The organism is Paenibacillus sp. BC26 (genome assembly GCF_900116125.1).
GTDB classification, from domain to species: Bacteria; Bacillota; Bacilli; order Paenibacillales; family Paenibacillaceae; genus Paenibacillus_Z; species Paenibacillus_Z lignilyticus.
On sequence record NZ_FPAD01000001.1, the window covers coordinates 2,661,609 to 2,675,219 of the forward strand.

Here is a 13,611-nt window from a genome sequence, read left to right on the forward strand (position 1 = left end):
AGACATCCGCGAAAGTTGCATCACGGCAGCCATTATGCTGGCTGCCGTGTAGTTCGTAGCGTATTGCGCAGGCAAGGCCGTCACGTCTACGGATGATCATAAAGTTAATTTTAAGCGCCGGATGAGCTCTGCCTGCGTAAAAGGTTGCTTCCTCCCCCAGCGCTTGACGCGGACAAGGTACGGGCTTGCCGGGTTTTTCCGATGGTAAAAGCCGGGAACGCGCATGACGCGAGCGAGGTCCGTGATTTGGGGATCGGAGTTGAACTTACGGACGAGTGCTCGCTGGATGGGGACGAACCAGCCGATCGATCCTTGTCGGATTGCCCAATAGATGTGGTAGCCGTTTTTGGTTTCCACGATCATCGAACCGCGAATGAGCATTCGGTGCTTGGCAAGAAACTTCTGTTTGAGCTGCCACACTCTTCGCTTGCCTCGCTGGGCGATCAGCCGATAACTTCCTTGCTTGGTAGGCGTCACGGTGATGGATTCGATCTGTTCCACCGCGTCCGCTTGCAGCTCCCGCTTGCGGCGCTCCGCCTCTTCTCTCGACGGCAGCAGTTCGGAGATCTTGTTGAGATCGACGTCAATGAAGTGAGCGCGAACCTCCTTGAAGTCGCCTCGGGCTTGCTCCCGATAATTGACGGTCATGAACACCGCATAACCATCTTTGTTTTTGCGGAGCAGCGGAACGGACCGCTTGGCAGGCGTCAGCAGCGTAATCCGAGACAACTGGCGCTCTATTTGCTTCATCGGCTTATGCAGCGTCATCGCCCTCGCCTTGCTCTGCGAGGTAGGCCGAGTCGGTTTGCGCGCCATTGTATCGTGGACAAGCGTGAAATGTAAAGTTTGGCTTCTTCTGCAGCCGAGTTTCCTGATAAAAAGCCGGAATTGACGAGAACGCAACCACATGCGGCTGGCATGCAGGGTCAAACGCTGCTCCACTCCATCACATCCTCTATTTAGGCTGATATTACACGCTGCTTTTCCTTAAAATAATCTTATTCTGCCAAGATTCCATGCGTGTGGTGGAGAATAAAAAACAGCAGCCGATTTCTTATCGGCTGCTGTCATGTTTAGTAAAGCGAGTATCATTCCCGGCAAATCATCAGTTTGTTACCGTCCGGATCCTTCACGACGAACCAATGGTCATGCTCGATTTCCGTGACAAGCTCGACCCCGAGCTTCTTCATATAGTCCAAGGAACCTTGCAAATCCTCCGTCATCAGCATAAACGCCGGCGTCTCGATCGTTGGAGGACCGCCCGGCTCTTGGCCGCCCCACTGCGGCATCGTATCCAATATGAGGCCGGTGCCTTCCATAGGCAGCGGGCACAGGTGACCGGACAAAATCGCACAGTCGGCTGCGTTCAGCCCGAGAATCCGGCAATACCAGTCGCGCGACTTCTCGATATCCCGGACCGGTACGAACAGGCTTCCCACTTTGTTCTTGATAGGACTGGAAGATAAGGATTCCACTTCGGATTGTTTTTGTTCAGTCATGGTTTTACCTCCACTAATCAATTTAAAAGCTTTCGGTACCATCAACGGCCGATAGTCTTTCGGTATGTCCGTGCGAAGCGGATCTCGGCTCATCTACTATTTACTCCTCTACCAATAGAATCGGAATATATACTTTAACGAGCGAATCCCGCTCGATATCCCCATCTGCCAATGTATGATACGATGCGAACCATTGTCTGGCTTCATCGAACCGGTACGCTCCGCTGACCGCAATCCACCGATGCATCGTATCCAGAATGCCGGTTAGTTGCCCGTAAGTCTTGGATTCGCGGCAAGCATACAGTCCCGCTCCCATGCACTTCCGCTCGATACCTGCCTCTAGCAAGTTTGCTTGAGCGTTTACAAGGATCCCATTCTCCCACCAGTATTCCTCGGAATCGTCCGCGCCATAGAGGTAAGACATGTAATAATAACCTTCATCATCCCGGCCACTACCGTAAGGCTGCCTGACATGCCAGTCGATTAACCGCCGTTCGGCAGCCTCTTGAGCTCCAGCCCCGTGTTCTTTGCAAAAGTATGCTTCGGTCGGCGGAAGGCTCACGACTACAATGGATTCGTTGCGCTGCTTACGCTGTACCGGGAGATATAAGTTCATTCGAGCAACTTTGCCGTTGTAGGCGATGAACTCTTCGACGTATGGATGCGTACCGATTTCGAAAGTGCTCTTCGGCAACCAATCCGAAAGCAGCTGGTCCCAACTGTCTTGAACGAGCTTCGGGGATTTGGCGGAGACTTTCCTAACGGCATAGAGACCTCCGACGAATTCGATCTCCCTGAAAGCAGGGTGTCTGATTTGTCCTTCTTCGCAGACCACAAGCACCCGGTAACCATATTGCGTTATGCCTTCTATTTCGGGAAGATCGACATTGTGCCCGAAAACCCTCGTCTTCGAAGCCGATATTTGACCCGATAACAACGCATTGATGACTCGAAAGGCCTCGTTCTCCATCCCCAGCTCCTGCTCCGAAATATGCAAGTAGGCATAGGATTTCTCCGGCATGAACCGGATCACTTTGACGTCCGGAAACCGTTCGCTCTGCTCCCGATCTTCCAAGTAAGCGACCCGTTCTTCCAACCGAATGGGTTCGAAGCTATAATAGATGTCGGCTTGGCGGTAAGCTGACGGAGTCAGTCCGACAATCTTCTTGAACACCTTCGCGAACGAGTGGTACGACTCGAACCCGCTTTCCCACGCCAGATCCTCGATGGATCGCTTCGAGTTTCTCAAGTGATCGGCAGCTACGCTCATTCTTCTTTTTCGGATATAGTCTTTAATAGGGTGGCCGGTTAGCGAAGAGAAAACTCGGTACATTTGTGCGACAGAGAGATACGACAGTTCCGCCAAGCCTGCGAGTTCCATTTCCTCATCTAAGTGCGTTTCGATATAATCTATCGCTCGCTGCACGGATTCCTGATATCGCATGCTTCATCACCTGCCGCTTCGGTTTCTTTAGCCTAATTATAGCAAAGGTAATTTCTACCACAATGTTCGAAATTCTCAAATATTGTTGCAAACCTATTGCTCGCACTATGCTAGATTAGGTTGCTATACTACGAGGAGAAGGAGTGAGTTAGGATGACGCGATTCATTGACAGCCCCATTCGCAACGATGAAGAACGCAACCGCGCTGCGCTCGTCGAGCGTCTGGCTGCCCGGTTCGCGGAGCGAGCGCCCAAGTACGATCGCGAGGGTGCATTTCCATTCGATAATTTTACCGACCTGCGGAAGGACGGCTATCTACAGCTCACCGTTCCTCGGGCTTTCGGCGGCGACGAAATCCCGCTGTACGAGTTTGTCCTGCTGCAAGAAAGGCTCGCTTACGGAGACGGCTCGACCGCGCTTGCCGTCGGCTGGCATCTCGGCCAGATTATGCATTTGCGCACGACCGGTAAGTGGCCGGCGGAGACGTTCGAAGCACTTTGCCGCTCCGTCGTGAAAGACGGCACGATGATTAACACGTTCGCCAGCGAAGCGTCCTCCGGCAGCCCTAGCCGCGGCGGCCGCCCGGAGACGATCGCGGTTCGCGCGGACGGCGGTTGGCGGATCACGGGACGCAAGACGTTCAGCACGCTGTCGCCCATTCTCGACCGCTTCGTGGTGTCCGCCTATCTCCCGGATGAAGATTGTACAGCCGATTTTCTGGTTCATCGGTCGGACCAGGTGTCAATCGTAGAGACATGGGACACGATTGGAATGCGCGCGACGGGCAGCCATGACGTCGTGCTGGAAGGCGCTTTCGCCGGCGCGGACAGCCGGCTGACCGGCAAAGGAACGGATGACGGCGGCGGTTGGCTGCTGCATATTCCGGCGTGTTACATGGGCATCGCCCTTGCCGCGCGGGACTATGCACTGGCATTCGCGCGCTCCTATAAACCTAATTCCTTGGATAAACCGATTGCTGCCCTTCCTTCGGTTCAACATACGATCGGGGAAATGGAGATCGAGCTTCGCACCGCCCGCACGCTGTTGTATGCGGCGGCCGACAGATGGGACAAAGAACCGACGGAGCGGATCGCGATGAAGACGGAGCTCGGCCTGGCGAAATATACGGTCACGAACAACGCCATCCGCGTCGTCGACCTGGCAATGCGCATCGTCGGCGGCACCAGCTTATCGCGCGCGAATCCGCTGGAGCGCTATTATCGCGACGTCCGAGCCGGCTTGCACAACCCGCCGATGGACAGCTCGGTCATCCAGATGCTGGCCGCGTCGGCGCTTGGCGAGGGAACCTAATTAAAACAAATTGTCACTCGCCCGTTGCGGCGCGTTGACGTCCCCTTTCAGGAAATACTCATACTTTCCGAACCGCGACAGCGCGGCTTTATCGGCTTGCCATACCCATTCGTCGATTTCGGTCTGGCATCGGTGAGCGCGGAACGCGGCGAGCTTAGCTTCGTTGTGCGCCTGCACGTCGACACGGACAACGTCCTTCGCGGTGTACCCGTAATGCTCAGGGTGCTTAAGCGCGTCCCCGAACGTAATGAAGTATAACGCTCCCTTGCCAGCCGAACGCCGGAAGGCGGCCGTCGCGGCCTTGCCGATCGCGCAGTGGTCCGGATGACCGCCGTACCGTTCATGGAACGTCAGCACGACGTCCGGCTCCACTTCGTTGATAAGCGCTTCAATGCGCTCGATGAGCGATGCTTCGTCTTCGAATTCAACGGTTTTGTCGCGGAGGCCGAGGAAGATCAGCCTGCCGATGCCCAGGCAATCGCAGGCGTCCCGCAGCTCCTGCTCGCGGGCGGCAGCCATCGTTTCGCGATTAAGATACGGCGGGTTCCCCATGCGGCGGCCCATATCGCCCTTCGTTGCGCTTACCAGCGTAATCTCGACGCCTTCGGCAGCGTATTTCGCAAGCGTGCCTCCGCAAATAAACGATTCGTCATCGGGATGGGCGAACACTGCAAGCAGCTTGCGTTTTAGCACTTGTTCTTGGCTCATTCCGGAAACGGCTCCCTTCCTATATGCAGCGCGATGTTCATGCGGCCTCTGTCGTCATAGCCGGCCAGCAGCAAGCGGCCCTGCCCGTCTGCTTCGAAATGCGTGAGCGCCTCCATCCGCAGCCAGCCGTGGCCATCGAAACGGAGCGCGGCGCGGAAAGACTCTTCCCCCGCGATAAAAGCATGCGTTACCCTTACTTTGAAATTGCGGACAAACATGAACGACGTCGCTTCACTGTGGATATAAACCTCAGACCCGACAAACTTCCGGAGCTCGGCCTCCACTTCCATTCTGTTTATAGGAATCATGGCGCAAATCTCTTTTCTATAGGGAATGTACGATCAAGCTTATTGTAGCACGAGAGGAACCTTAACCTCGACCTGGAGCAACCGCGGCTCGTTTAATCTATGAACAGCAAAAAAAGGTAACCCGTTTCGGTTACCTTTTAGCCAAACCCGTTATGCCAATGCAGCATTCCCTCACAGTCACGCAGCAACATCCCGCTTCGTAAATACGAGCCAAGCGACTAGATTAAACACGATGAAGTATGCGCTCAGTACAGCAACGGAGAAAGTAAGGGTCATCCCTTCTTGATAAGGTGTGCCTGATAAATATGGGGTCAAATCAATATTGGCAAACAAAATGTACTTGCTCCAGGCATAGGAGCGAATGAACTCCGTAGCGATCGTACCCGCAAACATCGCAAAGAGGGAGAACCCTATGGCCATCGCGCTGCTGCGGAACGCAGTCGAAATCATGAAGGCAATTGTAACAAACATAATCGTCGAAACGCCTTTATACATATACGTTTGCAACAGGTTCGCGACCATGTTCCGTTCCACAACGGCTCCGTCAGCATTAACCTCTAACAAGGGCAAGGCGATGTGCCCGAATCCAAACAGCGCTCCGTTGATCAAGATCGATACGATAGACAAGATAATCAGGAGCGTGATCCCGAACATAATCATGGTCACATATTTAGACAGCAGTATTTTCAGTCGGCTGTTCGGCCGGATCAGCAGCAGCTTAATTGTGCCGGAGGAGAATTCACCCGCCATGCTGTCCCCTGCGACAATAACGGTAAATAACGTAATCAAGATCACAAAGTTCGTCGATACATTGATCCCCACCCACATCGTGCCATCGACCGGCCGGATATCTTGCGCAAGTTGATAATCGTATTGAGCTACCAGCTCTTCATTATAGTTTCTGCTTTCCTTGTTCAAGTCCGGCTTCAGCAGAGCCTCCTGCCGGGATTGTTTCTCTGCCGCAACATGCTCCTGCCAAGTGCCGCCATGCTCATCATTGCTGTAGTCGTACCATACCATGAAGTTCACAAAACCAAGAATAACGATCATGACGCCGATCATGATCCACGTCCGGATCCGGCGGTACAGCTTCATATTTTCGTTCAGTAACAGACTACCCAATTCGCCCGCCTCCAGTTATTTCTAAGAATCGATCCTCCAAGGACTGGCGCTGCGCTTGAACACCGTAGACTCTGACATCCAATCGTATCAGCTCCCTCAGAATATCCGGAATTCGCTCCTTCTCCGTCATAAACTCCAGCCCTTCAGGAACAGCCTTCACTTCCTTCACATCCTCCATCGCCTTCATTGCATCCAATGCGCGTTCGACCGGCTTGGCATCAATGACGTAGGTTTGCGCCAGGTCTTCCGATTGAACAAACTCCCGAATCGGTTTCACATCGACCAGCTTGCCCTGTTGGAGGATGGCCACTCGATCACACATCAGCTCCATCTCGGACAATAAATGGCTGGAGACAATGACGGTAATTCCTTCCGTGCGGGTTAAGAGACGCAAATAATCGCGAAGCTCGCGAATGCCCGCAGGATCAAGCCCGTTGGTCGGCTCATCCAGAATGAGCAGCGACGGACGATGCAGCAACGCCTGCGCGACGCCTAAACGCTGACGCATCCCCAGAGAATACTTCTTCACCTTGTCGCGGATCCGATTGTCCAGCTTGACGAGGTTAACCACCTCATCGATGCGTTCCTTGGTCACGCCCGGCACCATCCTCGCATAATGAACGAGATTGTGGTAGCCGCTCAAATACTTGTACATTTCCGGGTTTTCCACGATGGCTCCGACATGACGAATCGCTTGCTCGAACTCGCTTTTAATATTTTTCCCTTTGATGAAGATTTCGCCCTCGGTAATGGACATTAAGCCAACCATCATGCGAATCGTGGTCGTCTTGCCCGCCCCGTTTGGCCCCAAAAATCCGAAAATCTCCCCCTGCGGAACATCAAACGTTAGGTTATCAATGATCGTGGAACGGCCGATACGTTTGGTTACTTGACGCAAGCTGAGAACAGGTTCATTGCTCATGATAGATCTCCTTATATAAAGTAATGGTTGAGTGCAAAAATGGGATGCCGGAAGTAATTTACTTCGAAGCGATGATTTGATTTTAATTGATAGTTTATTGTTTTGCAATAAAATTTTATCAATTTATAATTCATTATTGTTGTTAAATGCGAAATACAACAAGATTTCGGCTTAAAAAAAAGCCGCATGCTATGCGGCTTTTACCGGAACTGCCAATACACCGGCTGCATATGTAGTGATGTGGAGACTAGTAAACTTCCATAATGAAAGGAGATTATGCTAGATGCGAAGAAAGATTCTTATCCTCATTCTTGCCGTGACGACCTGCTTCCTGGGAGCTGTTCCCGCATTCGCAAACACAGCTCATACAGGAAGACTTGCAAACGGTGATCTTTTGTTAACGCGCGCCCGTCAATGAACGATTTTCCCCGTCCCCCGTTTCTGATACGCCAAGGCCAGCTGAATTGGAGCACCATTATTTCCATCCCTTGATATGGTAATGGATGTGAAACACATCCTGCCCGCCTTTTTCCCCGCAGTTATTATTCATACTCATACCTACGAGAAAACACTTTATTATATTAACGCGTTATTGTACTATTGAATTAACGCAATGAACTAATCCTAAATAAAACCAATCGAAAAGTGAAGGTGAACCAATCATGTCCTTAATGAAGTCTGACATTCCATCACGAAATGTACTGAAACGCATGAAGCCTTATTCGCCAGGCAAACCGATTTGGGAGGTCCAGCGGGAACTGGGACTTGATCGCGTCGTGAAGCTAGCCTCCAATGAGAATCCACTCGGCCCTTCACCAAAGGCAGTGGAAGCGATACGCGAATTGTTGTCTGCTATTCATCGGTATCCTGATGCGCAGGCAGTGGATTTACGTGCAACAATAGCCGCGAGATATGAGCTTGTATCTGAGCAAATCATCGTCACCAACGGCGGAGATGAATTGATTACGCTCGTATCCGAGGCATTCATCGAAGCGGGGGACGAGATCATTGTGCCTGGTCCTTCATTCAGTGAATATGAGTTCGGAGGCCAATTAATGGGAGCAGTCATCCGGACGGTATCTTTGACAGAAGATTTTCAATACCATGTTCCCGCAATACTTGAAGCAGTTAGTGAACGTACGAAACTTCTATATCTATGCTCGCCAAATAATCCGACTGGAACGATCCTGCCTAAATCGGCGCTAACGGAGTTGTTGAATTCACTGCCTCCAAATGTGCTTGTTATCTTCGATTCCGCCTACAGCCACTTTGTAACCGAAGACGATTATTCAGATGGGATTGAGTTTGTGAAAGCGGGTTATCCCGTGATCGTACTGCAAACCTTCTCCAAGGTTTATGGATTAGCGGGGATCCGGGTAGGCTTCGGGGTCGCATCGCCATCGATTATTAGAGCGATACTTCAAGTGAAGGAACCTTTTAATGTAAATGCTCTTGCCCAAGCAGCAGCGGCGGCAGCAATTGCAGATGAGGATCATGTTCGAAAAACCAGCCTACTGGTGAAGGAAGAACGTCTGCGGCTGTATCAGGGATTTGAGGAGCTCGGTTTGTCTTACACCTCGAGCATGAGTAACTTTATTCTTGTTGAGCTTTACGAGAATGCGGAGCAGCATTACGTCGAGCTGATGCGGGAAGGGGTTATCGTTCGATACGGAGCGGCGTGGGGGCAGCCGAATCATATACGAATCTCCATCGGCACACCAGAGGAAAATGATATATTGCTTCAAGCGCTTCGAATGATTCTGAAGTAGGGCGATTTTTAATGACATCTGCAACAATTAACACAGATCCTTGGGCTTAAATAAGCTATAATAAGAACAAAATACAAAGAACTTGTAAACCGAGGAGAATTTATGAATCGTCACGATTTTCTACCCATCATACTTGGCAGCGATGAGAATGCCTATGGTAATGTCAGGCTTATCCATGAAACGTACAAGGTTAAACCGCTACTGCTCTGTACGCGGCTGTTGATTCCAACCATGCATAGCACTTTGTTCGAACTCGTCCAAATTGACCGCTTCGATCAAGAAGACATCTTCCCTAATGCGTTGTTGGCCATCTTGGAGAAGTATGCCGAACCAAATAAGAAATTGATCGTTATTCCTTGTTCAGATTATTATGCGGGGATGTTATCGCGCCATTACGACAAGTTCAAAGGGCTGATAGCGAATCACTTCCTATCGGACAAGCTGCTGGAAACGCTCGATACAAAAGATAAATTCTATGCCTTGTGCGAACGATTCGGCTTAGACTACCCGAAGACGGTCGTATGTGAACCGCAAGAACGTGAAAACGCGATAGATCGCATGGAATTTCAATTTCCGATTGTAGTAAAGCCCGAGAATAGCAATGCGTATGAATATCTTCATTGTGACTTTGAAGGAAAGAAAAAGGTGTTCTTCTTTGACAAGCGCGAAGACTATTTGGCGATGATCCGCAATATGAATACTTCCGATTATAACGGGAAATTGATCATCCAAGAATTCATTCCGGGCGGCGACAGTGCCATGCGCGTAATCAACAGCTACTCGGATGACCATGGTAACGTTAAAATGATGTGTCTCGGCCAGCCCGTTCTCGAAGAGTACGCGCCGAAAACGCTCGGAAACTACGCCGCTATCATAAGCCGCTTCGATATGGACATTTATGCAAAGGTCAAGGCATTCTTGGAAAACATCGGTTATGTCGGATTTTCCAATATTGACATGAAGTTCGACAGCAGGACGGGTAAATATATGATGTTTGAAATCAATCCGCGATTAGGCAGAAGTAGTTTGTTTGTCCGCGCAGCGGGTTTGAACATGATTGAAGCGCTCATCAACCAAGTCGTTTACGGCAAAGAAACCGATTGCGTGTACGGGCAAACTTCTGCGCTATGGACGAATGTGCCGAGGATGGTATTGAGGCGCTACATCTCCGACCCGGCGTTGTCGGCTGAGATCGATCAGCATTATAGACAGAAGAATGTAATCCGTTCGATCTGGTACAACAAGGATCTGAATGTAAAGCGAGTAATCAGCGTCACGCGATATTTCTATGGTCACGTCAACAACTATCGTCGCTATTATTTCGATAAAGAACATGCTTCGTTCGCAAATCTGCAAGGCTAAGCAGCTGAATGGAATAAAGGCAGCCGATCGTTATGTACTTCGCCTAATTGCTAGATAATGACTAACATTGGGGTACAGTGCAGTATTAACCCGCTGCCTTTATGTTGTTAAGCTATTGTGCCCGTTTGTTCTTCAGAACGTAAACTTGCCGAGATCTTGCCCCATCATTCCATATCTCTCTCCTTGGAACAAAGGCTCAAAGACCATTCTTATTTGGACTAGATTTCTCGAGGGGGAGAAGTAATTGAAGAAGAAAATAATTGCAATTTGTGCAGTTCTCTTAGCAGTTTCTGTAACGATTGCGTATTATTCTGTTCGCTTATCGGCTAAAAGCGTCATTCCATATTCTACTCAAATAGAAAAAGTCTATTTTAGTTACCTTGATGGAGGCGAACTGAATTTCTACCTAATCGATTTCAATACCAAAAATCAAACAGAGCTTCATCAAATGACAAGTATATGGGAATCTGTTTCATATACGAGATCCTTTGGTAGTAAAAACATAAGAAATGATGGTAAAGCGTTTATGATAATCGTTTTCTATCGTGGCGATGACGGTAAACTACATAATTATGATTTAGATATTAACGAAAAGGGCTTTGTTGTAAGCAATAAGAGGAAATACAAAATGGAACATGGGGCTCAGGAAGTGTTCCAGCGTTTATCAGCATGGCTATTAAAAAATGGTATCAAGCAGCCAATTGGAACTTCCACTTTGATAGGCGATTAAACTAAACTGCTCCCTCTTATTATATGTTCGAATGCATATACGCACATGCTAAAAGAACCTTCAAATCCGCCAAAGACGGAGGTGAAGGTTCTTTATTTGTATAATCTTTATTTCCCGTCAAGCTTCTGGCGAATAGCTTCCTCGATAGAGTCGATAGGATCGGATCCGGGCTCCGGAGTGTAGAAATCGTCATCAGTATCTTTGGATGGCGATGTATAGAGTCCGCTGGCAGCAGCCGTTACTGCCGAGATCGCTCCTTTGTCTTCGACAAGCGTTTGAAGCAGCGTTTTCTTGCTGCCTGCTGGTTTGGCGATCAGTGCTGCGTAAGCAACTTGGACCATATCGCCTCGCAAGAACGGACTTGCTCCAGTTAGTCTTTCTGCAACATCCGTTTGCAAAAGACCATTTTTCTGAGACAGCTCGGCGGCCGTGGCAGGTACGGCATCTGGGTATCCGAGCAGTCGATTGATCAGCGTCAAAAACTCCTTGCCCGTCATCAAACGATCTGGGGCAAAGCTGATACTGCTAATCCCTTTCACATACCCTTTGTTAACGGCATAGGCGATGGAGGCCGCTGCCCAGTGCGTGCTTTTCACATCGGTGAAAGCCGGCTTTAGCTTTGCTTTAGCCGCAGCGCCGTCTTCACCGGCAAGACGCAGCAGCATGGCTGTCCCTTGTGCACGGGTAAACGCTGCCTCGAGCTGATAACCATTGTCCATGCCGTTAAATAGCCCCAGCTGGTGAAGGGTATCGGCCTGTTTCGTGCGATCATCGGATACCCCATTAACTGGGGAGACGATTAGCAAAAATATGGCAAGAAGAAGGATTGTGGCAATGTTGTATTTCCTCATGGCTGCTTCACCTCAGTTTTAGGCTGTTCTGGTTGTACTGATTCTGGAACAGGCTGTTCATTGCCTTGCTCGATTCCTGTTTCTTTTGTTTGCGGCTCCACTTCCTTGCCATTTACTTCGCCTGTGTGCTGGAGACTGTTAGGATCAGACGTATAAGAGCTGACGTAGTTGGCGAATGGATCCCATGCATCACCTGGGAAGATCAGAGGCTGCGCGTAGAAATTAAAGCCTGTTACATTTCCTTGGGGATCGAACGATTGAACAAGCGTTACCGACTTCTGCGGCTGGTTCAATTCCTTCACGACCGCTGTACCATCGAGCTTTTTGCCTGACCAAAACTGTACGGATGATTGACTTAGCAGAGCACCGCTCGAATCGAAGTAATCATTGCGCATTGAGTTGCTCAAGAATCGCTCCGACCCGCCTTCGCCGGACATTTTAATAAATTGTTCATCGATATATCTGTCACCGCTGTACAGATGGAGAATTCCATACATTAGCTGGATGGGCTTGTCCGAACCGCCGGCTAGTTGCGTCAGCCAGTGATCGGATGGAACAGAATTGGGATAAACGGTAAATTCAGCCGCATACACGACTTCGATGCGGTCAAACTCATACTTCGAATCCGCTGCGGAAGTGCTTTGCAACGGGATAAGCATTATCATCGCCAGCAGCAGAGCCAGCATTTTTTTGCTCAAAGCGGTCATCTTTTCAGCTCCTTATCTGCTTGTATCCAACAAAATTATATAAAATGTTCCAATAAATTGATACATGTTTTCATTTAATAGAATTACGTTTCAATAAAAAAGGAGCATCCTCCACTCTATCATTGAATCGTCATAGTACGTCTCCAGAAAGGTAACGAGGCAAGCAGTATCCCTGCACAGAAGCCGGTGATTGGGGCTACGACTAACATTCCCAAGATGTTACCGCCCGACGCCAGAAGCAGTTTACACCCTGTCATTAATACTGCGACCATCACCGCAAAGCCCCAATACATAAGTTTTTGTTTGGATGTGATAATCGGGATTTCTTTTAAACGGGGCTCGGTTCTGTAAAGTGCGACTCCTATTTGCGCGATGATAACCGCCATACCGATCATCGACAGGCTGTGCTGTAAAATTTTATACACGGGCAGATCCAAAATGACGATAGATTCCAGCATTGAAAACTGCTGAACCATATATCCTCCCTCATGTGTGAAGGCGTCGACCGCTATATGTGAGAGGAAGCCCACGGAAACAGACACGAGGTAGACAATCCAGTCTCGAAGCGTCCGTAGACTCCATGAATATAATAGGTTGTACGCCCTCCGATTCAAACCAAAGATGGCCGGCAAATGCAGGACGAATGATTCCTTAACAAACGTATGAAATAGGTAGGCGAACAGGATACATAGCGGAATCACCTGAACCAACAAACCCGTGAACGAATGACCGATCGTTTGATGGGGCTCCAAAGAGAGGAAATATTCAAAATCAGGCGCCATACTCCCCAACACGAGGCCGGTTACGCTAAGGCAACGTGGAAAGATAAATTTAAAGGGTAGGGCGTAAGCCGGGTGCGCAAAGGTAAAAGGCATCAG

The 13,611-nt window shown here is 49.7% G+C and carries 14 protein-coding genes; 4 read left to right on the forward strand and 10 right to left on the reverse strand.

Annotated elements, in window-relative coordinates; all coding sequences use genetic code 11:
* Positions 1 to 96: 96 nt before the first annotated feature.
* The 3 genes from BM412_RS11570 to BM412_RS11580 all read right to left on the reverse strand — a co-directional run bounded on the left by BM412_RS11570 (position 97) and on the right by BM412_RS11580 (position 2,943).
* A complete protein-coding gene (locus tag BM412_RS11570; protein ID WP_177245782.1) occupies positions 97 to 816 on the reverse strand; it encodes a DNA-primase RepB domain-containing protein in 720 nt (239 codons plus the stop codon).
* Between the two features lie 272 nt (positions 817 to 1,088).
* Entirely contained in the window at positions 1,089 to 1,499 is a 411-nt protein-coding gene (locus BM412_RS11575) for a VOC family protein (protein ID WP_177245783.1), read from the reverse strand.
* Positions 1,500 to 1,599: 100 nt separating this feature from the next.
* Positions 1,600 to 2,943, reverse strand: a complete 1,344-nt coding sequence (locus tag BM412_RS11580; protein ID WP_091217783.1) for a helix-turn-helix domain-containing protein — start codon at positions 2,941 to 2,943, stop codon at positions 1,600 to 1,602.
* 153 nt (positions 2,944 to 3,096) lie between these two features.
* Between BM412_RS11580 and BM412_RS11585 the strand changes: the two genes are divergently transcribed.
* Positions 3,097 to 4,254, forward strand: coding sequence for an acyl-CoA dehydrogenase family protein (locus BM412_RS11585; protein ID WP_091217785.1), 1,158 nt, complete (start codon positions 3,097 to 3,099; stop codon positions 4,252 to 4,254).
* Here the strand turns inward: BM412_RS11585 and BM412_RS11590 are convergent, their stop codons facing one another.
* The 4 genes from BM412_RS11590 to BM412_RS11605 all read right to left on the reverse strand — a co-directional run bounded on the left by BM412_RS11590 (position 4,255) and on the right by BM412_RS11605 (position 7,314).
* The gene (locus BM412_RS11590; RefSeq protein ID WP_091217788.1) at positions 4,255 to 4,962 is read right to left on the reverse strand and encodes a PIG-L family deacetylase; all 708 of its coding nucleotides are present in this window, start codon (positions 4,960 to 4,962) and stop codon (positions 4,255 to 4,257) included. It abuts the gene before it with no gap.
* Complete coding sequence (locus BM412_RS11595) at positions 4,959 to 5,270, reverse strand: DUF1806 family protein (RefSeq protein WP_091217790.1); 312 nt, start codon at positions 5,268 to 5,270, stop codon at positions 4,959 to 4,961. The genes BM412_RS11590 and BM412_RS11595 overlap by 4 nt, the downstream gene beginning before the upstream one ends.
* Positions 5,271 to 5,447: 177 nt before the next feature.
* Positions 5,448 to 6,392 (reverse strand): ABC transporter permease, encoded by a 945-nt coding sequence (locus BM412_RS11600; protein WP_091217793.1) that lies wholly within the window; start codon positions 6,390 to 6,392, stop codon positions 5,448 to 5,450.
* On the reverse strand, positions 6,385 to 7,314 hold the full coding sequence (locus BM412_RS11605; protein ID WP_091217796.1) for an ABC transporter ATP-binding protein: 930 nt from the start codon (positions 7,312 to 7,314) through the stop codon (positions 6,385 to 6,387). The genes BM412_RS11600 and BM412_RS11605 overlap by 8 nt, the downstream gene beginning before the upstream one ends.
* Before the next feature lie 662 nt (positions 7,315 to 7,976).
* Here BM412_RS11605 and hisC point away from each other — a divergent pair.
* The 3 genes from hisC (at position 7,977) to BM412_RS11620 (ending at position 11,175) form a co-directional block, all read left to right on the forward strand.
* Positions 7,977 to 9,083 carry a histidinol-phosphate transaminase gene (gene hisC / locus BM412_RS11610; RefSeq protein ID WP_256256257.1) on the forward strand — a complete coding sequence of 369 codons (1,107 nt, stop codon included), beginning with the start codon at positions 7,977 to 7,979 and terminating at the stop codon, positions 9,081 to 9,083.
* Between the two features lie 102 nt (positions 9,084 to 9,185).
* Complete coding sequence (locus BM412_RS11615) at positions 9,186 to 10,445, forward strand: carboxylate--amine ligase (RefSeq protein ID WP_091217798.1); 1,260 nt, start codon at positions 9,186 to 9,188, stop codon at positions 10,443 to 10,445.
* Positions 10,446 to 10,689: 244 nt separating this feature from the next.
* On the forward strand, positions 10,690 to 11,175 hold the full coding sequence (locus BM412_RS11620; protein ID WP_091217801.1) for a hypothetical protein: 486 nt from the start codon (positions 10,690 to 10,692) through the stop codon (positions 11,173 to 11,175).
* A gap of 107 nt (positions 11,176 to 11,282) precedes the next feature.
* Here the strand turns inward: BM412_RS11620 and BM412_RS11625 are convergent, their stop codons facing one another.
* The 3 genes from BM412_RS11625 to BM412_RS11635 all read right to left on the reverse strand — a co-directional run bounded on the left by BM412_RS11625 (position 11,283) and on the right by BM412_RS11635 (position 13,608).
* Positions 11,283 to 12,026 (reverse strand): S-layer homology domain-containing protein, encoded by a 744-nt coding sequence (locus BM412_RS11625; protein WP_091217804.1) that lies wholly within the window; start codon positions 12,024 to 12,026, stop codon positions 11,283 to 11,285.
* Entirely contained in the window at positions 12,023 to 12,733 is a 711-nt protein-coding gene (locus tag BM412_RS11630) for a hypothetical protein (RefSeq protein WP_091217806.1), read from the reverse strand. Before BM412_RS11630 ends, BM412_RS11625 begins: the two co-directional genes overlap by 4 nt.
* A gap of 119 nt (positions 12,734 to 12,852) precedes the next feature.
* On the reverse strand, positions 12,853 to 13,608 hold the full coding sequence (locus tag BM412_RS11635; protein WP_091217809.1) for a DUF4184 family protein: 756 nt from the start codon (positions 13,606 to 13,608) through the stop codon (positions 12,853 to 12,855).
* Between the last annotated feature and the right edge of the window lie 3 nt (positions 13,609 to 13,611).